We start from the raw sequence: 21,902 nt of genomic DNA, 5'->3' as shown, positions 1-21,902 counted from the left end.
ACGGAATCGGGGGGGCGATCGCTCCAGAGGTTTGCGGCGCGACGCCGTGCGGTTTCTCGATCTGCTTGAGGTGGGAGGTCTGGATGGGGACGTTCGGCCGGTTGCGGATCCATGATGGTTGGCTCGACGGCAGTCCCGCCTTCAGACCTAATTGCGACTAGGTCGCAACTGCATTGACTCCGCCTCGCGTCGCGATAATGTCGGCGCGGCTTTATGCGAATGGATCGCAGTGGCAGTTAGGATGCAGGTTATGCGACTCGGATTTTTCGCGGTCCTGGGGATCGTGCTGACAGGGGCGCCGGGGTGGAGCGTCCCCGCCCGCGCCGATGTCGGCGTCGAGACGCCCTGGCATCCCGCGGCGGCCGGCTATCGCAGCATGATCTTCGTCGGCAACCTCAAGCCGGTCGTCTGGGATCTGATCAGCGAGGCCTACGACCAGAAGCACGCCGCCGCCGCGATCTCGCGCTCTCCCAAGAGCTTCTTCGAGAGCTTGCCAGGCGACGCCGCCGGCGCGATCGAGAAGGCGATCTCGGCCCGGGACCGGCAGGCGTTTTACGAGAGTGCGACGCGCGCGGTCTCCCGGCTCACTCGCAGGACGCTGGCCGAGGCGGGCGAGAGCCTGTCCGCTCCCGGCAAGGCGAACCAGAAGGTGCTGGAGGCGCGGGCGCTCTACCGCGCCTTCGGCGAGTTCGTCGACCAGACCGATCCGGAAGCCGGCAAACGGCTCGGCCTCGCCTGGCTGGAGCTGACCAGCAGCGCCGGCTCGCAGGGCGTGCTCGGCATCGGCGCGGTCGCGCCGGAGCCGGAAGCGTTCGCGGCGGCGCGCAAGGTCGTCGAGGACTATCTCGTCGCGAATTTCGAGCCCGAGCGCTTCACGCCGCGCCAGAGCCTGACGCCGGTGCCCGAGAGCGTCGTCATCGCGCGCGGCGAGGTCAAGGTCACGCCCTGGCTGCCGCCCGGCAGCCGAAAGCTCAACCAGGATCCGCTGCCAAAACTCGTCCTCAATTTCGAGCAGCGCGGCATCAAGGAAGCGGACCTGCCCCTCGTCGCCTATGGCGATATGCTGTTCGACAGCCCGAACATCTTCGGCGAGCCGGCGAAGTCGCTCAATTTAGCGTGCTCGACCTGCCACAACCGCAGCGAGGTCAACAACTCGTTCTTCATTCCAGGTCTGAGCCACCAGAAGGGCGCGATCGATGTGCGCGGCTCGTTCTTCAACCCGGACTTCAACGATCATCGCCGGGCGAGCCTCGACATCCCCTCGCTGCGGGGCTTGCGCTTCACGGGCCCCTACGGTCGCGACGGCCGCTTCGCCAGCCTGCGCGACTTCACCCGCAACGTCATCGTCAACGAGTTCGGCGGCGACGAGCCGACGTCCTTCGTGCTCGATGCGCTGGTTGCCTACATGCAGGAGTTCGACTTCCTGCCCAACGACAAGATCGACAATCGCGGCCGGCTGACCGGGAAGGCCTCCGCCTCGGAGTTGCGCGGCGAGAGGCTGTTCAACAGGCCGTTCCCGCAGATGGACGGCAAGGCCTGCGCCACCTGCCACACGCCCTCGGCCAATTTCCTCGACAAGAAGACGCACGACATCGGCTCGGCCAAGCCGGGCTATGCCGGCGCCCGCGACGGCGCGTTCGACACGCCGACGCTGCTCGGGGCGAAATTCACCGCGCCCTATTTCCATGACGGCTCGCTGCCGACCCTGGCCAGCGTCGTCGACTGGTTCGACGACCGCTACAAGCTCAGGCTGGCCAAGCGGGAGCGAGACGATCTGACCGCCTATCTCGACGCCATCGGCGACGCCAACGAGCCCTATCAGAAGTTCGAGGGCAAGGAGACCGTGTTCCGTCTGGCCTGGGAGGAACTGACCACCTTCGCCACGACCTTCGACACGCTGCTGCCCAGGCGCGACGCCAGGCATGCCGAACTGATGCTGGAGACGGTCGCAAACGATCTCGCCGCCGACGCCAGCGGCGCGAGCCATCCGCTCGCCAAGCCGAGGGCTGCCGAAATGTCCGACCTGCTGCACGACATGCGCAAGGCGATCGCCGCCGGCGACTGGTCCGCCAGCGAGACGAGCTGGAAGCGCTTCAAGGCGCTGCAGGTGGAATACGACAAGGAGATGTATTGAGATGAAGCGCGCCATGCTCGACCGCCGCCGCCTGCTTCTCGCCGGGCTCGCGGCGGCCCTGCCGTTTCCGGCCCTGGCGCAGAAGCGCAAGGATCTGGTCCTTGCCTTCATCCCGCAGGAAAACCCCGAAAAGCTCCAGGGCGACATCAAGGTGATCTCGGCCTGGCTCGGCAAGCAGCTCGGCATGCCGGTGCGCGGCTTCGTCGGCAGCGACCATGCCGCCGCCGTCGAGGCGCTGCGCAACGGCGATGCCGACATCTCCTTCATGGGCGCGCTGCCCTATGTCCTCGCCAACGCCCAGACCGGCGCGACGGCCGTGCTGGCCGAGGTCTATCGCGGCAGCCCGACCTATACCGGGCGCATCTTCGTGCGCCGCGACGGCCCGTTCCAGACGCCCGCCGATCTGAAGGGCAAGACGATCGCCTTCGCCGATCCGATCTCGGAATCGGGCTATCTCTATCCGCTCGACATCTTCGTCGAGAAAGGTCTGCTCAAGCCCGGCGACGACCCCAGGCGCTTCTTCGGCAAGGTGTTCTTCGCCGGCGGTTACCAGCAGGCCATGGCCGCCATGGCGGCTGGCCTGGTCGACGCCGCCGGCGTCAGCCAATACGCCGACCTCCTGCTGCCGCCCGACCAGCAGCCGCGGGTGAAATGGATCGCCGAATCGAAGCCGATCCCCTCGCATGTCGTCATCGCCCGCAAGGATCTCGATCCGGCGCTCAAGGAGAGGTTCGTCGCCGCCATGCTCAAGCTCAACGAGGCGGAGAACCTGGCCCTGCTCAAGCATGTCTACAGTCCGGACGGCTATGTCGCGGCCGATCTGGCGAGCTTCGACGGTGTCAGGGATCTGGCCAGGGCCTATGGGCTGATGAAGTAGGGCATCCGCCATGACGGCCAGCGCCATCGCGCTCGACGACCTGACCTTCCGCTATCCGCGCGAGGCGCGCGACAGCCTCGCCATCGCGGAACTGCGCGTCGCGGCCGGCGAGGCCGTGGCGCTGATCGGCTCGTCGGGCGCCGGCAAGTCGACCCTGCTGCGCCTGCTCGACGGGCGGCTGCGCGGTTTTTCGGGCAAGGCGAGCGTGCTGGGCCAGCCGATCGACCCGTCCCGACCGCCGCCGCGCGAGCAGCGCCGACAGACCGGCTTCGTCTTCCAGGAGTTCGCGCTGGTCGAGCAGGACGATGTGCGCCGGAACGTGCTGAACGGCAGGCTCGGCCGGGCCGGTCCCTGGGCCTCCCTGCTCGGGCGCTTCGGCGACGCGGACGGGGAGGCCGTCGAGCGGGCGATGGCCGATGTCGGCATCGCCGGGATGGCCGGCAAGCGCGTCGACCGGCTCAGCGGGGGCCAGCGCCAGCGTGTCGCGATCGCGCGCTGCCTGGCGCAGGAGCCCGCGCTGCTGCTGGCCGACGAGCCCGTCAGCAACCTGGACCCCGTCACCGCCGCGGCGGTCCTGGATCTGCTGCGGGACTGCGCGGCGCGGCGCGGCGCTGCGCTGCTGTTGTCCTCGCACCAGCCCCGGCTGATCGGCCGCTATGTCGGGCGCTTCATCGCGATGGACCAAGGCAAGATCGTCTTCGACGGGCCGCCGGAGGCGCTGCGCGACGAGACGCTGGCCGGCATCTACGAGGACGCCGGCCCGGTCCCGGAGCCGGCCCGATGAGCGCGCGGGACGGTCTCGCCACCGCCGCGCCCAAGGCCGCTTCGCCGCGCCGCGACCGCGTGGAGCGCTCGCGTTCCCATGCGCCGTTCCTGCTGACGCTCGTCCTGGCGGCGGTGGCCGTCTGGTCGTGGAGCGGCAGCGAGATCGAACTCGACAAGCTCGCCAGCAGCGGCGGCCGGATCGCCGATTTCCTCGGACGCATGCTGCCGCCGGATCCGTCGGTGCTGCCCGTCGTGCTCGAATCCTCGGCCGAGACCCTGCGCATCGCGGTGCTCGGCACGCTCGGCTGCATCATGCTGTCCCTCGTGCTCGGCCCGCTCGCGGCCGAGACGCTGACGCCGTCCTGGCTGCACAGGCCGGTGCAGGGGCTGCTGGCGGCGATCCGCGGCATTCCGCTCATCCTGGTCGCGATGCTGATGGTCGGCGCGGTGGGCCTGGGCCCGTTGCCGGGCATTCTCGCCATCGCCTTCCACGCCACCGGCATGCTGGCGAAATTCTATGCCGAGGCGATCGACGGGATCGACCGGGCCCCGATCGAGGCGCTCGACAGCGCCGGCGCGGGCTTGCTGCAGAAGCTGCGTTTCGGCGTCTGGCCGCAGATGAGGCCCGACATCGTCCGCGACACGCTGTTCCGGTTCGAGATGAACCTGCGCGAGTCGCTGATCCTCGGCATCGTCGGGGCCGGAGGCATCGGCTTCTACATCCAGGTCTATGTCCGGACCTTCCAGTACCGGAAGGTCGCGACGCTGACGCTCGTCGTCGTCGCTTTCGTGATCCTGATCGAGCTCGCCAACGGCATGATCCGGCGCATGCTGCGCTGATCGCGCCGGCGATCTTTACTTGCCGAGCGAGCCCGTGCTGAACGCCGAGGCGTTGTCGTCGTCGCCGTTGAAGGGATCGGCCAGCGCCGCCTCGGGCCGGCTGATCTCGACCTTGCCGGCGACCATGGGCTGCATGCGCTCGGGGCCGAGGCTCTTGAGCATCGCCCGGAAGCTCTTGTGCATGCCGCCATCGTCATAGGCGTAGCTCACGGCTGGCGAACCGCCGCCGACCAGTTCCGCGAACCGGGCCTGGTCGCGTTGCTGTCGCTGCGAGACGAGCGGCTGGACGCCGGGGTCGATCTCGATCGCCGGACATGGCGCGCCGGCGACCATCGGGGCCGAGCCGTCCCTGGCGTTGAAGACGTAGCGACGGCCGCAGGCGGCGAGCTTGGGCGGCTGCTTCGTCGCCTCGAAATGGTCGGAGCCCTCCTTCAGGTTCTGCCAGAAGGCGAAGTTGGCGTTGTTGCGGTGGCGCGCCATGTTCTCCGGCGTCATCCGGAAAGGCAGCGCCTGGACCTGGAAGCTGCGCTGCCCGCCGGCGAAGGCCTCGCGCGCCAGGCCGTAGATCTCGGTGACGCCCTCGTCGGTCATCGCGAAGCACCCTGACGAGGTGCAGGCGCCATGGACCATCAGCGCCGAGCCGGAATAGCCCTGCGACTTCTCAAGCGGATTGGGATAGCCGAGGTTGAAGGACAGGTAGTATTGCGAGCGCGGGTTCATCATGTCGGCGGTGACCGTGTAGAACCCCTCCGGCGCCTGCCTGTCGCCCTCGCGCTTCTTGGGGCCGAGCTGGCCCGACCAGCGGCACATCGGATAGGTCTTGAGCAGGGCGTACTGGCCGCTGCGGTCGCGCTTCCAGACCTCGAGCTCGCTCTCCTTCTTGAAGATGCGCACGAGAATGGGATCGCTCTGGCTCATGCCTTTGGCGGACATGTCCGAGATCAGTCGCGCCGGAAGGGGCTGGAGATGGCGGTCGTCACCCTCGCCGGTGACGCAGCCGGACAGGACGAAGGTCCCGAGCAGGAGCGCGAGGGCAAGGCGCAGGGTCGAGAAGCGGATGTGTGAGAGCATGCGAGAATTTTGCGCCGACGAAGCTGACAAAGCGTCAATAAAGACGGTTAACGGCTCTCTACAACCTCATGCCGCTTGAGCTTCAAGAGGAAATCGTCGGCTTCCGCCCCGCGCTCGCACGCCTGGTCCACCAGCGCCGGAGCGCGACGACCGACCAGATCGCCTCGACGACGCCGAAGGGCCAGGCGCCCTGCAGGAAGCCGTAGACCGAGGCGAGCGCGCAGGCGACGGCGAAGCCCAGGACGAACCAGTGGCTCCGCTCCTCGCAAGCATAGGTGACGAGCATCGCGGCGACGGCGAAGAGGCCGAAGAGGGTCAGGGCGTCCATGGCGCCAGTCTATGGACGCCGACCATCGCGCGCCAGACGATGACGGGCCGGGATCGATCCGCGCCCGTCGCGTGGCCGGCGCCGGGCCCAGCCTACCTGGCCTCGGCGCGCAGGCCCGCCTTCTCGACCCAGCCGGTGGCGTGCGCCATGACCTGGAAGACGAACTGCTGATCGACCACGCCCTGGAACAGATGCGCCCAGGGGCCGCCGGCGAAGATGCCGACATCCTCGCCGGTGTGGGTCTCGCTCTCCATCGGAATCAGCGCCTGCTGCTTGTAGCCCAACGCCTTGGTGTCCTCGTTCAGCGGGTCGGGACGCTCGGCGCTCATCTTCACCGCGCCCGGGCCGTTGGCGTAGCTCAGCGTGGTGTAGCCCTTGCCGTCCGAGCCCTTGGTCGGCTTGCCGTCGATCCGCACGGTCCCGAGGATCGGGTTGTTGCGCTCGGGATAGCCGACGATGTTGAAGGCGTGGCTGTGGTCGGCGGTGACGATGACCAGCGTCTCCTCCAGGTCGACCTTGGCGAGCGCGGCCTTGAGCGCGGCATCCATCGCGATCGCGTCGCGCAGCGCGCGCTGCGCCTCTCCGTCATGGTGGCCATGGTCGATGCGGCCGCCCTCGACCATCAGGAAGAAGCCGTTCCGGTTTTGCGACAGGATGTCGATCGCCTTGGTCGTCATCTCGGCGATCGACGGCTCGCCGCCCTTGTCGTCGGCGCGATCGGCCTCGTATTTCATGTGCGAGCGCTCGAACAGGCCGAGCAGGCGCGGCGTGGTCCTGGCGTCGATCGCGTCGAACTGGGCCTTGTTCCATACATAGGAGCCGCTGTTGGAGTAGCGCGCCAGCCACTCCTTGGTCAGGTCGCGGCCGTCCTTGCGGCTGCCGGTGCGGCCCGCGTCCTCGGGATCGGCCATGGTCGTTGGCAGGAAACGGTCGCGGCCGCCGCCGAGCGCGACCTCCAGCCCGTCGCCCTGCGGCCAGGCCACGAGCTGCGAGGCGATGTCCTTGCAGCCTGCGGCGATGTCGGCGGGGCGCATGTTCGCATCGCCTTCCCAATCGCGGTTCGGCGTATGGGCATACATCGCCGCCGGCGTCGCGTGCGTGATGCGGGTGGTCGAGACGATCCCCGTCGAGAGCCCGGCGCGCTCGGCGATGCCGGCGAGCGACATCACGTCCTTGCCGGCGGCGCTGGCGCAGTCCAGCGGCGTGGTCTCGCTGTTGACTCCGATGACGCCGTTGCGGGTCTTCACGCCGGCGACGAGCGCTGTCGCGGTCGGCGCGGAATCGGCGACCTGCGAATCATGCGTGAAGGTCCTCGACAGCGCGGCATAGGGAAGTTGCTCGAGCGTGAGCCGGTTCGACTCGCCATCGACGCCCTTCATCTGGCCATCGAGAATGCGGGTCGCGGTGACGGTCGAGATGCCCATGCCGTCGCCGACGAAAAGAATGACGTTCCTGGCGCGCTTGGTGTTCGGCGCGAGCTTGAGTTTCTCGGCCAGCGTGGCGCGGCCGACCGCGAAATAGGGGTCGTTGGCCTGCGGCAGCGCTTGCGCCATGGCCGCGGAGGAAGCCGCGGTCATCCAGGCGATGGCGAAAGGGCGGATCAGGGTGCTGGGGTTCATGGGGAGCCTCCGGTTTGCCCGCGTTCGGTAGGCGGCTTGCGTGAACCTGCCATGACGGGCCGGCCCGGGTTCCGAAGCGCCTGCCGTCAAATGCCGCGGGCGAAGCCGCGGGATAAATGCGAGGCGGTTACAGATAGATCTTGAACCTCGAGCGGCTTCAGGTGTGAGGCTTATGCCGCAAGATGGAGGACTTCATGCTGAATCGCCGTTCGCTCATGGGTCTGTCGGCTGTTCTGCTTGCGAGCGGCTTTTCCGCCAGTCCGGCCCTTTCGCAAACCGCTTTCGCGTCGAAGCTCCTGGAGCCCGGTCCGTTGCCGGAGAAGATCTTCGGCGCCGCCGACGCGCCGGTCACGGTAATCGAGTACGCCTCGCTCACCTGCCACTACTGCATGAACTTCCACAACAACACCTGGCCGGCGTTCAGGGCCAAATATGTCGATGCCGGCAAGGTCCGCTTCATCGTGCGCGAGTTCCCGCTCGATCCGCTCGCGACGGCCGGCTTCATGCTGGCGCGCTGCGGCGACGATGCGAAATGGTACCCGATCGTCGACATGCTCTACAGGACGCAGGAAGGCTGGGCGCATTCGCAAAACCCGCTCGACGCCCTGACGCAGACGATGAAGCAGGCCGGCTTCACGCAGGAGACGGTCGAGGCATGCCTGAAGCGCGAGGATATCTTCACGGGCGTCAGGCAGGTCCAGGAGCGCGGCTCGAAGGAATTCGGCGTCAATTCGACACCGACCTTCTTCGTCAACGGCGAGAAGAAGGTGGGCGCGCTGACGATCGACGAGTTCGACAGGATTCTCGCGCCGCTGCTGGCGTCGTCTTCCAAATAGCGGCACGGTCGGGGTGCGACAGGAGATGCCCGGCGAGGAGGTGGCGATGCGCCGACTGCTGTCGCTCGCCGCGGCGATCGATCGCCTGAGTTCCGTCGTCGCGCGAATCGTCTGCTGGGGGCTGCTCGCGAACGCCATCCTGATCGCGACCAATGCGATCGTTCGCAAGGTGTTTTCAATCGCCTGGCCGCTGGCCTTCGACATGCAGTGGCATTTCTTCGCGGCTGTCGTGCTGCTGATGGCGGCCTACACCTTTCAGCGCGACCAGCATGTGCGGATCGACCTTCTGGCGCAGCGGCTCGGTGAGCGCGGTCTCGCCTGGCTGGACCTGTTCGGCATCATGCTCGTGCTGCTGCCGGTTTGCGTCGCGATCATCTGGGTGAGCTGGCCCCAATTCGTCGCCTCGCTGCTCGCCAACGAGAGCAGGGCCAGCCGCGAGAGTCTCAGCTCTCTGCCAGCCTGGATCATCAAGGGCTTCATCCCGCTCGGCTTTTTCCTTCTCGCGCTGCAGGGCGTCGCCGAAGCCATTCGGTGCGTGGCGGCGTTGACGGGGATGGAACGGCGGCCGTTGCAGCGTTTCCAGTTGATGGAGAGGTCGGAGTGACCGTCGGAATCCTCGCTCCGGCGATGCTGGCTTCGCTCGTGGTGGTGCTCCTGGCCGGATTTCCAGTGGCGTTCTCGCTGGCCGCCGTGGCTGGCGTATTCGGCGGCCTGGCCGTCGTCGTCGGCGCCTTCCCGCCAATCTTCCTTACGGCCATGTCCTTCCGGATCCTGGGCATGTTCAACAACGACAACCTGCTGGCGGTGCCCTTGCTCGTCCTGATGGGCCTGATCCTCGAAAGAACCGGGATCGCGGAAGATATGCTGCTGGCGCTCAACCGGCTCTTCCGCAGGTTGCCCGGCGGCCTCGCCTACGCGGTCATCATCGTCGGCGCGGTGCTGTCCCCGATCGTCGGCTTCGTGTCCGCGTCGGTGATCGCGCTAGGCCTTATTTCGCTGCCCGTGATGATTCGCGCGGGCTATGACAGCCGGCTTTCGACCGGCGTGGTCGCCGCCTCGGGAACACTGGCGCAGATCGTTCCACCGAGCCTGGTGCTGATCGTGCTGGCGGAACAGCTCGAGGTGTCGTTGGTCGACATCTATCGGGGCGCGCTGCTGCCCAGCGGAATCCTCGTCGGGCTCTATCTGGCGTTCATATTCGCCGTGACGTCGTGGAAGCCGCAATTGGCGCCTCCGATTCTCGATTCCGGACGGGCCGATGCGGCCGACTGGCGTCTCCGCGCGAAAATGGTTGTCGATGGCGCGCTGCCGGTCGGTCTGGTGCTCTGCGTGCTGGCATCGATCGCTTTTGGCGTGGCGACGCCGAGCGAGGGGGGCGCCATCGGCGTCAGCGCCGCGCTCCTCCTCGCCCTGGCCAAGAAGAGGCTTGCGCTCGACCGGTTGAAACAGGCGTTGATGGCGGCGGGCGTGCTGTGCTCGGGCGTCATATTCCTGCTGATTGGCGCCTCGTTCTTCACCCTCGTGTTCCGCGGGCTCGACGGTCAGCTGATGATCGAGGCCCTGTTCCAGTACATTCCGGCTGGCCCGACGGGTTTCGCGGTCGCGGTGAACGCAGCGGTGTTCGGGCTTGCATTCTTCCTCGATTTTTTCGAGATCGCCTTCATCGTCCTTCCCTTGATCGCTCCGATCGCGCATAAGATCGGCGTCGACGTGATCTGGCTTGCCGTCCTGCTCGCGATCAACCTCCAGACCTCGTTCATGCACCCGCCATTCGGCATTGCGCTGTACAATCTCCGGAGCGTCACCCCGACATCGATCAGGACGCAGCAGATCTACTGGGGCGCCGTCCCGTTCGTGCTGATCCAGCTCCTGATGGTGGCGATCGTGCTCATGTTCCCGCCGGTCGTCCTCAAGAATGCGCCGCTCCCCGGCGCGGGGCGCGAGATCCGGATCGAAATTCCGGATTTCGCGCCTCCTGCCATGGATATGCGATGATTTTCGGCTCTCGGCGGCGCCGGTCCAGCCCCGTTCGCGCCCAAGCGACCGGGAGGCTCCGTTTCGCGTCGCCAGGATTATCGCGTCGTGATCGTCGCGGTCACGACCTCGGGCTTGCCGAGCAGGCGCCCGAGATCCTGCCAGACGTTCTGGTTCTCCGGCGACTGCCGGCGGATGAAGGTCAGGCCGGATTTCGACCAGGGCAGGATCTTGTCGGTCTGGTTGTCGAGGACGAACTCGCCGCGGTCGGTCACGACCGTCAGCACGGCGTGGCCGCCGCCCTCCTTGTCGATGACGACGGTGATCAGCAGCGCCGAGAGGGGCCAGCCGCGGCGGATCAGTTCGCGCCGCTTCTCCAGGACGTAATCCTCGCAGTCGCCCTTGCCGGTCGTCGCGTAGGTCCAGTTCTCGATGACGCCATACTGGTCCTGGTCGGTGACGGGTTCGATCGCCTTGTTGAACTTCAGGTTGACGGTCAGGAGTTCGCTCCAGGACTTTTCGTCGAGGCGGATCACGGTGGCGGCCGAGCGCGGCGTCCGGCAGTCGTTGGGGTTGTCGGCGCAGAACTGCTGCCAGCCGATCGGCGCGCGCGAGGGCTCGCCGGCATGAAGATGGGCCAGGTCGGTGGCGCCGGTCGCGAGGGCCTGCGTGACGAGGGTGGAGCTTGCGATGCCGAGGACCATCGCAGCGATGACGCTATGTCTTTTTTTCATGACGCTCTCCTTGTTGGTGAGAGCGTTTCTAGCGAAGACGCGTTGAATTCACGCGAAATCAGCCCCCTAAATTATCGGCTTAAGATTCAGATTTCATTGGCATTTCTTGCCGCGTCGTCAACCTTAAGGAACGCTTTCGCCATGACCTGTCCAACTGCTGTAGAAGGGGAGGGGCGCGTGAGTTTCGCGGCCGCTCCAGGGCCGATCAACGTGGGGCGGCGGTCATGAGGTCGCGAAATGGCGCGTTGGCGCTGGCTCTGGTCGCTCTGGCGGTCCTGTTCTACGCCGTCAGCGTCGTTCGGATGCGGGAAGTCGAGGATCGGCGGCACGTCGAGGATCCCAATGCGCACGCGCAGGAGACCGCGCCGGCCAGACCGTGACGTCGTCGAGCGCGGCGGAGTCGCGCCGCCTGCGTCAATCTGTCCCACCCGGTCGGCTTGAACCTCTGGCTGCTAGAGGACGCAGATTCCCTTCGCCGCTCCCGCGGCGGTGATGCAGCGGAAGAGAACGATGACGGACAATCCACAGACCAGACATGACGGCCTGCTATGCCCGGCCTGCCGCGTCGACCTCGTCATGAGCGACAGGCAGGGGATCGAGATCGACTACTGCCCGAAATGCCGTGGCGTCTGGCTCGATCGCGGTGAACTCGACAAGATCATCGAGCGCAGCCTGCGCGAACAGAGCTCGGCTACGGCGCCGGATGCAGGCGCGCCGGGTTTCCTGCCGCAACCGGGCAACTCCGCTCCCTGGGGTGCGGCGCCGATGCCTGCCCAGCCTCCGGCGGGAAACCCATCATATCCGAGCTATCCGCCACAAGGCGGCTATGGGGGTTACGACTCCCATGGAGGAGGCCATGGCGGCCGTGGCTCGCATGGCGGCGGCTTCCATGGCGGAGGCTCCCATGGAGGAGGCCATGGCGGCGGTTCTCATGGCGGCTCACATGGCGGAAGGCGCGGCTTTCTCGGCCGAATTTTCGACTGAGGTTCGGACGCGGCCTGAGCCGGCGTTGCGCCGGCTCAGGCTTTCCTGTCGAAATAAGCACGCGCGGCGGCGACCGGCTCGGCGCAGGCGGGAGCAGCCTCGACAAGGATCGCGTCCGGCCGCTTTGATCCGGTCCAGAGCGAATAGACGCTCGAGACGAGCCAGGCCGGATCGCCCGTGGCGCGCTTGACTATGACCGGCGCAGCCGCTTTCGCGCAGGCGGTGACCTTCCCTGCGACGGCTTCCGGCACGCCGGCCGCCGTCAACGCGCGGGTGACACCCGCTTCCAGCGGGCCGATCAGGAAGAAGGTGAGCAGTGCCGATATGATGGCGTCCATCGTGTTTCCTTCCCCGAGGTTGTGAGGGATGAAGCGCCGCCAGGCGGCGCTAGATGCGCATCTCGGCCTCGCCGGCCCGCAGCGAAGCGTCCTCGACCTGGATGGTCGTGTGATCGAGCTTGAACTCGCCCCGCATGGCGGCATTGGCCGCGGCCAGAACGGTTTGGGCTTTGGCCATGTCGTCGACGACGAGGTGGCAGCTCATGGCGTCGAGGCCTGACGTGATCGTCCAGACATGGAGCTCATGCACGGCGGTCACGCCTGCGATCTCCTTGAGCCTCTGCTCGATCAGCGCGACGTTGACCTCCGGCGGCGTGCCCTCCAGCAGGATATGGACCGCCTGCTTGAGCAGGATCCAGGTGCGCGGCACGATGAACAGGCCGATGCCCGCGCCGATGATCGGATCGACGAGCGTCCAGCCGGTGGCCAGCACGATGATGGCCGCCACGATCACGCCGAGCGAGCCCAGCATGTCGCTCAAAACCTCGAAATAGGCGCCCTTGACGTTGAGGCTTTCGGACGATCCGCCCGAAAGCAGCTTCATGCTGACGAGGTTGACGCAGAGGCCGACGACCGCGACCGCCAGCATCGGGCCGCCGATGATCTCGGGCGGGTTCTGGAGGCGTTGATAGGCCTCGTAGAGGATATAGACCGTCAGGAGCAGAAGGACGACGGCGTTGGTCAGCGCCGAGAGAACCTCCGCGCGAACGTAGCCGTAGGTCTTCTGCGGCGTCGCGGGCCGTTCGGCGAAGCGGATCGCGATCAGCGCCAGAGCGAGGCCGCCGGCGTCGGTCAGCATGTGGGCCGCGTCCGCCAGCAGCGCGAGACTGCCGGTCCACAGCCCGCCGACCACCTCCGCGACCATGAACGTGCTCGTCAGGCCGAGCGCCATCGCGAGCCGGCTCTTGTGCTTGCCGGCCGCCGTACCCGCCGGTGCTGCCCCGCCATGGGAGTGGCCTGTACCCATTTCCTGTCTCCTTCAGCCGCCTTTGCGGCAGGCGTGTTCTCGATCGCCTACCGCCGGCGATCAGGTCCGAGGCGAGCTGAAGCGGACGCAGGCGCCTGCAGCCCAATCGCGCGTCGGGCAGCCGACCGACCGCCGCCGGCGTAGCGGCGAGCGCTCAACTGTGGTCCCCGTGCTCCGGTTCGCCGAGATTCTCGACTCGTATATCGGCCGACAGGCGGCCGGCGCGTTCGAACACGAACGTCACCGGGATGGAACTGCCGGGTTCAATCTTCTCGTAGACGCCGATCAGCGTGATCTGATGCGTTCCCGGCCTGAGCGAAACCCTGCCGTTCGCCGGAACGGCAAGCTCGTCGAGTTCGACGGGGCGAACGATGCCGGTCTTGGTGTCCAACGCCTTCAGGATCGCGTGATGGGCGGCGGCCGTCTCGATCTTGAGCAGCCGATCCGGGCGGGCGCTGCTGTTGGTGAAGGTCGCATAGAACGGGAACTGGTCGCCCTTGAGGGCCGATCCCTTCGCCCAGGGATGGACCACCGCGACGCCGCTGCTTTGCGCCACCGGCTCGGGATGGATCTGGCCCATCGCGAGCAGGCTTACGCCGACCAGCGAGACGAGCCCCGCGACGCGCCAGGCGGCGGCTCGCGAAAGCAGCGCGAGCGGCTTGATCTCAGCGGAGGCAGCGGTCGCAAGCCATTGCCTGAGCCGCTTCACGTCCGCTCTCCCGACTCGCCCGGTGCGGCCTTCGTCTCCGCCGCCCCAGCGCCCGATCGCGCACTGAAATAGTCGGCTAGCGCGGCCAGCAGCATGAGCCCGACGCCGGCCGATATGGCGATGTCGGCGCCGTTGAAAGTCGGCCAATGCCAGTCGCCCCAATGCAGGTCGATGAAGTCGGTGACGGCGCCCTGGCGCCAGCGGTCCTGCGCGTTGCCAAGCGCGCCACCGGCGATCAGGCCAAGGCCGATCCGCTCCAGGCGAATTTGGCTTCTGACGGCCCAGACCATCAGGCCGAGCGCGACGGCGAGCTTGAAGGCGGCCAGCAAACCTGGCCACGCTTCCAGCGTGTCGCGGCCGATCCCGAAGCTGACGCCATAGTTGAAGCCGAGGCGCAGGTTCAGAAACGGCGTGATCTCGATCACGCGCGGCGGAACCATGACATAGGTCAGTATCGCCCATTTCGAGAGCTGATCCAGCACCGCGGCCGCGACCGTCCAGCCCAGCACGTCTCCGAGCCGTCTTTGCATCGTCATGGCGTTGGGCTCTCCGCGCCGCGGCGCGTTCCGAGCCAGCGCCTGACACGATGCTGGTAGGCGCGATAGGGCTGGCCGAGGCTCCGTGAGAGGACGCGCTCCTCGACGCGGACCTGGAGAACGATGGCGACGAGGAGCGCGAGCGTCAGGGCCGCCTGGACCAGGCTGGGCAGCACGATGAAGAGCCCGGTGAAGAGCAGGGCCTGGCCGACGAAGACCGGGTTGCGCGAGATCGCGAAGGGCCCGGACTCGACCATCGGCCCGAGTTCGCCCTCGGCCGCGCCGATGCGCCAGGACGCGCCCATATGGCGTTGGGACAGGATCGCGACGCAGGCTCCGACCACGACGAGGAGATGGCCGAGGGCGTCGAGCCAGGGCCCGTCGAGGGCGAGCGAGAGCGGGTCGGCTTTGATCGGGTTGCCGGCAAGCGCGAGCACGAGCGGCCAGGTCACCGCGCCGGCGAAAGCGAGGCGAAACAGCGTGGCGGGCAGCGCCTGTTTTTCGCGTCCCCTGTCGAAGAGCCAGACCGGCCGCCCCGCTTCCTTCGCGAGGATGGCCGACATCGCGAGGAAGCTGATGACGTAGACGACCGTCATCATGTAGCTGGCGATTTCCATGCCCGACATGGCGCGCTGCCCAGTTCAGCCGGCGCGGCCGGCGTTGAAGCGGAGCAGCCGCAGGGCGTTGGCCGTCACGATCACGGTCGCCCCGGTGTCGGCCAGGATCGCCACCCAGAGGCCGGTGTAGCCGAACACCGTGGTCACCAGGAACACCGCCTTCAGCCCGAGAGCGATGGCGATGTTGACGCGGATGTTGCCCATCGTCGCCTGCGCCAGCCGGATCATCGCGGCGACGTCCCGGACCCGGCTTTTCAGGATCGCCGCGTCGGCGGTCTCGAGCGCTACGTCGGTGCCCGAGCCCATCGCCACGCCGATGCCGGCGGCGGCAAGCGCGGGGGCGTCGTTGATGCCGTCTCCGATCATCATCACCGAGTGCTCGGCCGACAGCGCCTTGATGGCCTCGACCTTGTCCTCCGGCATCAGTTCGGCCTTGTGCTCCATCCCGAGCGAGCCTGCGATGGCCGCGCCGGTGCGGGCATTGTCGCCGGTCAGCATCAGCGAGCGGATGCCCATGGCCTTCAGTTCGGCGATGCCGGCGGCCGCGTCCTCGCGCGGCTCGTCGCGCATCGCGATCAGCCCGACGAGGATGCCGTCCGCGATCACGGCGGCGACGGTCTTGCCCGCCGTCTCGAGTTGCGCGACGGCGGCTTGCGCCTCGCCGTCGAATGGGGCTCGCGAGACGGCGTGGCGCGGCGCGCCGACGAAGATCGCGGTTCCGTCGAGCAGGCCGGTGACGCCCTGTCCGGCGATCGCCTTCGCCTCAGTCGCGTTGCGGACGGGGATCGCATGCGCTTTGGCGCGCTCGATGATCGCCAGCGCCAGCGGGTGGCTCGATCCGGTCTCGACGGCGGCCGCGAGCTCCACGACCTCGCGCTCCGTCCGTCCCAGCGCGACGACCTCGGTTACGCGCGGGCGGCCTTGCGTCAGCGTCCCGGTCTTGTCGAAGGCGACGATGCCGGTCTTCGCCGCGGCCTCGATGACGACGCCACCCTTCATCAGCAGGCCCTGCCGCGCGCCGGTCGAGAGCGAGGCGGCGATCGAGGCGGGCACCGAGATGACGAGCGCGCAGGGACAGCCGATCAGCAGCAGCGCCAGCGCCCGGTAGATCCACACGGACCATTCGCCGCCGAGCATCAGCGGTGGCACGATGGCGATCAGCACCGCCAGCACCACGATCGCCGGCATGTAGAAGCGTGAGAATCGGTCGATGAAGCGCTCGGTCGGCGCGCGTGCTTCCTGCGCCTCCTCGACCAGCCGGATGATGCGGGCGATCGTATTGTCTTCCGCCGCCTTGGTGACGCGCACGCGCAGCGCGGCCTCGCTGTTGACGGAGCCGGCGAAAACCGGCTCGCCGACGCCCTTGGTCTTCGGCACCGACTCGCCGGTGACAGGGCTCTCGTCGATGCCGGAAACGCCGTCCACGATCTCGCCATCGGCGGGAACGCGGTCGCCTGGACGGACGAGCACCGTCTGCCCGATCATCAGGGCCGCGGCGTCGATCGTGCGCGTCTCGCCGTTCTCCTCGACAATCGCGGTCTTGGGCACGAGGTCAGCGAGCGCGCGGATCGAGGCCCGCGCACGGTCGGCCGCGACGCCCTCCAGCACCTCGCCGACGGCGAAGAGAAAGACGACAAGCGAGGCTTCCTCGGCTGCGCCGATGAACAGCGCGCCGGTGGCGGCGATCGTCATCAGCATCTCGATCGTGAACGGCATGCCGACGCGGGCCGCCGCGTAAGCCTTGCGCGCCACCGGGATGATGCCGATCAGACAGGCCAGGACGAAGGCCCAGTACGCCGCGGCAGGCCAGACGAGGCTCGCCGCCCAGGCCGCGGCGAGACATGCGCCCGTGACGATGACGAGCCGGCCTTTGTTCGTCTGGTACCAGGATACGCCGTCGGGCGTCGCCTCGTGGACATGGCCCGGCAGGCCGTGGCCGGCGTCCGCGGCGTGGTCGTGGGGCCTTTCAGCCGTCGCCGGCTTGCGCGCGTGCTTATGATCGTCGTGGGAGTGATCATGGTCGTCGTGGGAGTGACCATGGTCGTCGTGAGAATGGTCATGATCGTCATGAGAATGGCCATGACCGGCGTGAGAATGGCCGTGGCCGGCATGATCGTGTCCGGCATGATCCGCGTGGTCGCAGCCATCGCCGTGACCGGACTTGGACGCCCGCGTCTTCGGCGCCAGCAACGTGGCAGTGAACCCGAGGCTGGCGACCCGCTGCTCGATGGCGTCGCGCTTCGTCTGGGTTTCGTCGAGCGCCAGGGTGAGCGTCTCGGACATCACCGAGAGCTTGACGTCGCTCACCCCGGGCAGCCGCTCGAGGCCGCCGCGGATCGTGGTGGCGCAGCTCGCGCAGTCCATGCCGCCGATCTTCCAGCTCAGGGACGCGGGCTTCTGCACGATCTCCGGCGCGGCCGCCGCTTCGGCATGTCCGTGATCATGGCCGCAGCCGCATTCCGCCGGCTCCGGCTCCTGGGCCGGCGTCGCTTTCGCGGCGATGACCGCCGTCGTGTATCCGAGGCTGGAGACGCGCTTCTCGATCGCCTCGCGTCGGGTCCGGCTTTCGTCGAGCACGAGCGTCATGGTCTCGGACATCACCGAGAGCTTCACGTCGCTCACCCCTGGCAGACGCTCGACGGCGCCGCGGATCGTGGCGGCGCAACTCGCGCAGTCCATGCCGCCGACCTTCCAGCTCAGGGTCTGGGGCTTGGTGTCCGAGGTCGCTGTCATGGTCGTCTCCGCTTGCAGGCGCTACCGAGACATCCTAGATAGGATCTATAGCCACTTCAGCTTCAAGGGATAAATGCCGATGGACGCGAAAAACATTGCGCGCCACATGCCGATCGGCTCGCTCTCGGACCGGACAGGCGTGAAGGTCGAGACGATCCGCTACTACGAGCAGGTCGGGCTGCTGCCGCAGCCCGAACGCTCCGAGGGCAACCAGCGCCGCTACGGCCGCGAACATGTGGAGCGGCTGGCCTTCATCAAGCACGCCCGCGACCTCGGCTTTCCGGTCGACGGCATCCGGGCCCTGCTCAGGCTGTCGGACAAGCCCGGCATGGCCTGCGACGATGCTCATGCCATCGCGAGCGCCCATCTCGACGACGTCCGCCACAAGATCGCGCGGCTGCGCTCGCTGGAGAAGGAACTGGAGCGCATCGCCACGGCCTGTTCCGGCGGTTTCACGGCTTGCGACTGCGCGGTCATCGAGGCGCTCACCGACCATCGCCAGTGTCGCCACAACCGGCATTAGGCGTTCGCGGGAGAGCGCCGGCGCGGTGATCCGACGCCACCGGCCTATGCCGGGCGGCCGCGGCGTCCATCCCCGATCCGACCATCGCGACGGGAACGCCTGACGCGGCGACGCGTTGCTCCGGCAAGGCATGCCGAGGGCATCATGCTCGGGATACTTCGTCGTCGCCGCCGCATTGCTCGGAGGATGCGCTCGCATGAAGATCGGCGATTTCGCGGGCAAGCAGCCGACCCTGGCGCTCGAGCGCTTCCTCGCGGGTCGCACGCAGGGCTGGGGCGTGATGCAGAGCCGGTTCGGCGCCTTCCAGCAGCAGTTCGGGATCGAGGCGACCGGCCGCTGGAACGCAGGCGCTCGAACGCTGCGCCTGATCGAAATCTACGCATTCGACGACGGGCATGTCGACAAGCTCGAATGGACCATCGGGAAGCGCGATGGCGGACAGTATGAAGGCACGGAGCCGCGTATCGACGGCACGGCGCGGGGCGGACAGGCCGGCAACGCCTTCCACTGGACCTCTACCCGCCGCGTGCCGGCCAAGGACGGTTCGGCAAGCGCGAGCGGGTTCGACGACTGGTTCTGGCCGCAGGACGAGCAGAGGCTGATCGCCCGCGCTTCCGTCAGCAAGCTCGGCCTCGAGGTCGCGACCCTGTCGGTCTTCTATCGCAAGCCGTGGCGCGCCGACGGCAGGGCGGCGAGGCCGCCGCGAGAGGCAGGCGCAAGGACAGGATGATTGCCATGGGCCCGGACGTCTGGAACGAACTCGACCTGATCCTGCGCCTCTTCGCCGGGATGGCGGCGGGCGTCATCGTCGGCTGGGAGCGGACCCAGAAGCAGAATAGCGCGGGCATCCGCACCTTCGGCCTCGTCGGGCTCGGCACCGCGACCGCGGCCTCGATCTTCACCGAGGCCGGCCAGGCGGACGCCGCCAGCCGCGTCATCCAGGGCGTGCTGACCGGCATCGGCTTCCTCGGCGCCGGGGTGATCACGCTGTCGAGGTCGGACCGGACGCCGCGCGGCCTCACCACGGCGGCCGCGATCTGGGTCACGGCGGCGCTGGGCTGCGTCGCCGGCCGCGGCGACTGGCCGATCGTGCTGACGGCGACGGCGCTGGCGCTGGCGCTGCTCGTGATCGACCACTCCGTCGAGCGCCGGGCCGGACGCAAACCGGACAAGCCGGAGCCTCCGCCGGCCGATGCCGAACAGGACGCCGCGACGACGGCCCCGGAACGGCGCTGATCGTCATGGACACGATTCACCTCGTAGGGTAACGCGCCGCCGCCTGCTCGGTCGCGTCCGGATCGCTATTCAGCGACGATGCCGGCGCCCTGGGCCGCCTTGGTCCAGCGCGAGCGATCCCTGGCGATCAAGGCGGCGAGACGCTCGGGCGGGCCGCCTCGCGCCATCGGCCCTGCTTCTCGAGGGCCGGGCGGGCGTCGGGTTGCGCCAGGATCTCGTTGGCGGCGGCGTTGTAGCGGGCGACGAGCGCGTTGGGAGCGCCGACGGGACGGCGCGGGTCGCGGAGATCGGTCCGGGCCGCGCGGGGGGCTATGCGCTGGACCGGGCGCGAGGCCGCGCCGGAGAGGACGGCAGGACGATCGGCGCGGAACTCGCGCGGATCGGCTATCCCGGCGAGATGGAGGCGGCCCCGCGCGCCTTCGCCGCCGATAACGCCCTGAATAAGCGGCAGTTATATTTCATCTCGAGCGGTGGTGATTTTTCCAGCGACGCCCGCGATCAGCAGCCGCTCGCCCGTCGCATTGCGAAGGCGAGGAAGGTCCGGGTGCCGCGTGACGCCGGCGTCGAGGACGATGTGATCGATGTCCTCGATCCGAGCATAGCGGACGCGCCCCTTGGTTCCGAGCTTGGAGTGGTCCGCCAGCAAAACCCTGATCTTGCCCCGTGCGAACATCGCACGCGCGATCGCGGCTTCTTCCGGTATGAAGCTACTTGCGCCTTCGACCACATCCAGCCCGAATGGCGATGAAAAGCAGATGTCGGCATTGATGTCGCCGATGGCTGAAACCGTGAATGTGCCGATCGTGGACGGCGGTTGCTCCGTATAGTCTCCGCCCAAGAGGATTACCCGGTTCTGTCTGTTTCGTGACGCCTCCGTGCCGAGACAGGAAGCCGCGTCGATGGAATTGGTGAAAATCAGGAGGCCGCTCATCAAGGCCAGGCTTTCGGCCAGCAGGGTCGTCGTGCTGCCGGCATCGATCAGGATCGTTTGGCCGGGCTTCACGAGTTGCAGGCAGGCCTCGGCGATGGATCTTTTCTCGCGCTGACGCGTCTTCGCCCGTTCACGATACGGGGCTTCGCCGGGCTGCTCCGCCGGGACGACGCCGCCGTGGAGCCGACGCAGGACGCCGCCGAGTTCCATCGCCTTCAGGTCGCGACGAACGGTTTCTCGGGACATGCCCAGTTCCGCGGTGATCCGATCGACCTTCACATGGCCGAACGTCTCGAGCAGGGCAAGGATGCGTTGATGTCTCTCCGCCTGCCACATGAAGGACCTCAGATCCCTATCCGTTCCAAGATTTCGGCATGGAGCTTCGGTGTCGCCGCCGCGACCACGCGTTCTCCTGAAGACAATGTCAGGCGCGCGCCCCGCCAATCGGTGATGACGCCGCCCGCGCCTTCGACGACCGGCACCAGCGCGAGATAATCATAGGGCTGGAGGCGAGTTTCGAGAACCACGTCGACATGGCCCGAAGCAAGCAGGCCGTATGCGTAGCAGTCCCCGCCGAAGCGCGGCACCGCGACGTTCGCCATGACGACATCCAAGGCATGACGCTCGGAATCGTCGAAATAATAGGGCGAGGTCGTATAGAACCGCGCCTGCGACAAGCTGGTGCAGTCGCTGACGCGGCAGCGCTGACGCGTTCCGTCGCGGCTTTCGAACCAGCTGCCCGCGCCCTCGTAGCCGACCCAGCGTTCGCCCAGCGCCGCGAGTTCGATGATGCCGAGCCGGACGCGCTCCTTCGTCGTCAAGGCAAGCAGAGTGCCCCAGATCGGCCAGCCCGTTATGAAGCTGCGGGTGCCGTCGATGGGATCGATGACCCAGGTGGGCGCGTCGGCGCGGCCCTCGGCCCCGAACTCCTCTCCCAGGATCGCGTGGCCGGGAAAGGCCTCGCGAATGCGACGTCGCAACAGCTCTTCCACGGCGCGGTCGGCTTCGGTCACGGGGCTGCGATCGGCCTTGACGTTGATCTCGACCGGGCGACGGAACCATTCCAGGGCAAGGCGCCCGGCCTCGGCCGAAATGCGCGTCGCGAACTCCGCTATCCGGCCAAGCTCGGCGACTTCGATTGCGGATATGC

General features: G+C 67.6%; 24 protein-coding genes. 12 read left to right on the top strand and 12 right to left on the bottom strand.

The genetic code is table 11. The annotated features are described in order from the left end of the window. Positions 1–250 precede the first annotated feature (250 nt). From AC1RRW_RS06530 to phnE, 4 genes are read left to right on the top strand one after another with little or no spacing between them, the layout of a single operon-like run. Positions 251–2,134: a cytochrome c peroxidase gene (locus tag AC1RRW_RS06530; protein ID WP_492899801.1), complete on the top strand. Its 1,884-nt coding sequence runs from the start codon at positions 251–253 to the stop codon at positions 2,132–2,134. A 1-nt stretch (position 2,135) separates the two neighbouring features. After that, complete coding sequence (locus AC1RRW_RS06525) at positions 2,136–3,011, top strand: phosphate/phosphite/phosphonate ABC transporter substrate-binding protein (protein WP_492899799.1); 876 nt, start codon at positions 2,136–2,138, stop codon at positions 3,009–3,011. Positions 3,012–3,021: 10 nt separating this feature from the next. Next, positions 3,022–3,795, top strand: coding sequence for a phosphonate ABC transporter ATP-binding protein (locus AC1RRW_RS06520; RefSeq protein WP_492899798.1), 774 nt, complete (start codon positions 3,022–3,024; stop codon positions 3,793–3,795). Further along, positions 3,792–4,616, top strand: coding sequence for a phosphonate ABC transporter, permease protein PhnE (gene phnE / locus AC1RRW_RS06515; RefSeq protein ID WP_492899797.1), 825 nt, complete (start codon positions 3,792–3,794; stop codon positions 4,614–4,616). Before AC1RRW_RS06520 ends, phnE begins: the two co-directional genes overlap by 4 nt. Positions 4,617–4,631: 15 nt before the next feature. Here phnE and AC1RRW_RS06510 read toward each other — a convergent pair whose 3' ends face one another. The 3 genes from AC1RRW_RS06510 to AC1RRW_RS06500 form a co-directional block, all read right to left on the bottom strand. Further along, entirely contained in the window at positions 4,632–5,687 is a 1,056-nt protein-coding gene (locus AC1RRW_RS06510; protein ID WP_492899796.1) for a L,D-transpeptidase family protein, read from the bottom strand. An 82-nt stretch (positions 5,688–5,769) separates the two neighbouring features. Next, on the bottom strand, positions 5,770–6,015 hold the full coding sequence (locus AC1RRW_RS06505) for a hypothetical protein (protein ID WP_492899794.1): 246 nt from the start codon (positions 6,013–6,015) through the stop codon (positions 5,770–5,772). 92 nt (positions 6,016–6,107) lie between these two features. Then, on the bottom strand, positions 6,108–7,634 hold the full coding sequence (locus tag AC1RRW_RS06500; protein ID WP_492899793.1) for an alkaline phosphatase family protein: 1,527 nt from the start codon (positions 7,632–7,634) through the stop codon (positions 6,108–6,110). Positions 7,635–7,945: 311 nt separating this feature from the next. Here AC1RRW_RS06500 and AC1RRW_RS06495 point away from each other — a divergent pair, with 311 nt between their 5' ends. Genes AC1RRW_RS06495 through AC1RRW_RS06485 form a run of 3 tightly spaced genes read left to right on the top strand, consistent with a single transcriptional unit; the run spans position 7,946 to position 10,465 of the window. Then, the gene (locus tag AC1RRW_RS06495) at positions 7,946–8,470 is read left to right on the top strand and encodes a DsbA family protein (RefSeq protein WP_492899791.1); all 525 of its coding nucleotides are present in this window, start codon (positions 7,946–7,948) and stop codon (positions 8,468–8,470) included. A 25-nt stretch (positions 8,471–8,495) separates the two neighbouring features. Continuing rightward, entirely contained in the window at positions 8,496–9,074 is a 579-nt protein-coding gene (locus AC1RRW_RS06490) for a TRAP transporter small permease subunit (RefSeq protein ID WP_492899790.1), read from the top strand. Continuing rightward, positions 9,071–10,465 (top strand): TRAP transporter large permease, encoded by a 1,395-nt coding sequence (locus tag AC1RRW_RS06485; protein WP_492899789.1) that lies wholly within the window; start codon positions 9,071–9,073, stop codon positions 10,463–10,465. Before AC1RRW_RS06490 ends, AC1RRW_RS06485 begins: the two co-directional genes overlap by 4 nt. A 77-nt stretch (positions 10,466–10,542) precedes the next feature. Here the strand turns inward: AC1RRW_RS06485 and AC1RRW_RS06480 are convergent, their stop codons facing one another. Then, entirely contained in the window at positions 10,543–11,178 is a 636-nt protein-coding gene (locus AC1RRW_RS06480) for a transglutaminase-like cysteine peptidase (RefSeq protein WP_492899788.1), read from the bottom strand. A 224-nt stretch (positions 11,179–11,402) separates the two neighbouring features. On the opposite strand from AC1RRW_RS06480, the gene AC1RRW_RS06475 reads away from it, so the two are divergent. Beyond that, the gene (locus tag AC1RRW_RS06475; protein WP_492899787.1) at positions 11,403–11,558 is read left to right on the top strand and encodes a cytochrome c oxidase system small membrane protein; all 156 of its coding nucleotides are present in this window, start codon (positions 11,403–11,405) and stop codon (positions 11,556–11,558) included. 130 nt (positions 11,559–11,688) lie between these two features. Beyond that, a complete protein-coding gene (locus tag AC1RRW_RS06470) occupies positions 11,689–12,162 on the top strand; it encodes a TFIIB-type zinc ribbon-containing protein (protein ID WP_492899786.1) in 474 nt (157 codons plus the stop codon). Between the two features lie 35 nt (positions 12,163–12,197). Here the strand turns inward: AC1RRW_RS06470 and AC1RRW_RS06465 are convergent, their stop codons facing one another. From AC1RRW_RS06465 to AC1RRW_RS06440, 6 genes are all read right to left on the bottom strand, one after another. Then, positions 12,198–12,500, bottom strand: coding sequence for a hypothetical protein (locus AC1RRW_RS06465; RefSeq protein ID WP_492899785.1), 303 nt, complete (start codon positions 12,498–12,500; stop codon positions 12,198–12,200). A gap of 49 nt (positions 12,501–12,549) precedes the next feature. Then, entirely contained in the window at positions 12,550–13,467 is a 918-nt protein-coding gene (locus AC1RRW_RS06460; RefSeq protein WP_492899784.1) for a cation diffusion facilitator family transporter, read from the bottom strand. Positions 13,468–13,621: 154 nt separating this feature from the next. After that, a complete protein-coding gene (locus tag AC1RRW_RS06455; protein ID WP_492899783.1) occupies positions 13,622–14,176 on the bottom strand; it encodes a copper chaperone PCu(A)C in 555 nt (184 codons plus the stop codon). After that, positions 14,173–14,706, bottom strand: a complete 534-nt coding sequence (lspA, locus tag AC1RRW_RS06450; protein WP_492899850.1) for a signal peptidase II — start codon at positions 14,704–14,706, stop codon at positions 14,173–14,175. The genes AC1RRW_RS06455 and lspA overlap by 4 nt, the downstream gene beginning before the upstream one ends. 2 nt (positions 14,707–14,708) lie before the next feature. Next, positions 14,709–15,338 (bottom strand): methyltransferase family protein, encoded by a 630-nt coding sequence (locus tag AC1RRW_RS06445; protein WP_492899782.1) that lies wholly within the window; start codon positions 15,336–15,338, stop codon positions 14,709–14,711. Positions 15,339–15,353: 15 nt separating this feature from the next. Continuing rightward, positions 15,354–18,062 carry a heavy metal translocating P-type ATPase gene (locus tag AC1RRW_RS06440; protein WP_492899781.1) on the bottom strand — a complete coding sequence of 903 codons (2,709 nt, stop codon included), beginning with the start codon at positions 18,060–18,062 and terminating at the stop codon, positions 15,354–15,356. 79 nt (positions 18,063–18,141) lie between these two features. Between AC1RRW_RS06440 and AC1RRW_RS06435 the strand changes: the two genes are divergently transcribed. From AC1RRW_RS06435 to AC1RRW_RS06425, 3 genes are all read left to right on the top strand, one after another. Then, positions 18,142–18,585 (top strand): MerR family transcriptional regulator, encoded by a 444-nt coding sequence (locus tag AC1RRW_RS06435; RefSeq protein ID WP_492899780.1) that lies wholly within the window; start codon positions 18,142–18,144, stop codon positions 18,583–18,585. A gap of 130 nt (positions 18,586–18,715) precedes the next feature. Then, entirely contained in the window at positions 18,716–19,315 is a 600-nt protein-coding gene (locus AC1RRW_RS06430) for a DUF3833 family protein (protein ID WP_492899779.1), read from the top strand. A 5-nt stretch (positions 19,316–19,320) separates the two neighbouring features. Continuing rightward, positions 19,321–19,821, top strand: a complete 501-nt coding sequence (locus tag AC1RRW_RS06425) for an MgtC/SapB family protein (RefSeq protein ID WP_492899778.1) — start codon at positions 19,321–19,323, stop codon at positions 19,819–19,821. A 451-nt stretch (positions 19,822–20,272) separates the two neighbouring features. On the opposite strand, the gene AC1RRW_RS06420 is transcribed toward AC1RRW_RS06425, so the two are convergent. After that, the gene (locus tag AC1RRW_RS06420; RefSeq protein WP_492899777.1) at positions 20,273–21,088 is read right to left on the bottom strand and encodes a DeoR/GlpR family DNA-binding transcription regulator; all 816 of its coding nucleotides are present in this window, start codon (positions 21,086–21,088) and stop codon (positions 20,273–20,275) included. A gap of 8 nt (positions 21,089–21,096) precedes the next feature. Next, positions 21,097–21,900: a histidinol-phosphatase gene (hisN, locus tag AC1RRW_RS06415; protein WP_492899849.1), complete on the bottom strand. Its 804-nt coding sequence runs from the start codon at positions 21,898–21,900 to the stop codon at positions 21,097–21,099. Positions 21,901–21,902 lie beyond the last annotated feature (2 nt).

The organism is Allobosea sp. GW821-FHT12C12 (assembly GCF_058807355.1).
The sequence above is the reverse complement of the archived record's forward strand: the minus strand, read 5'-3'. Positions and strand labels throughout refer to the sequence as shown.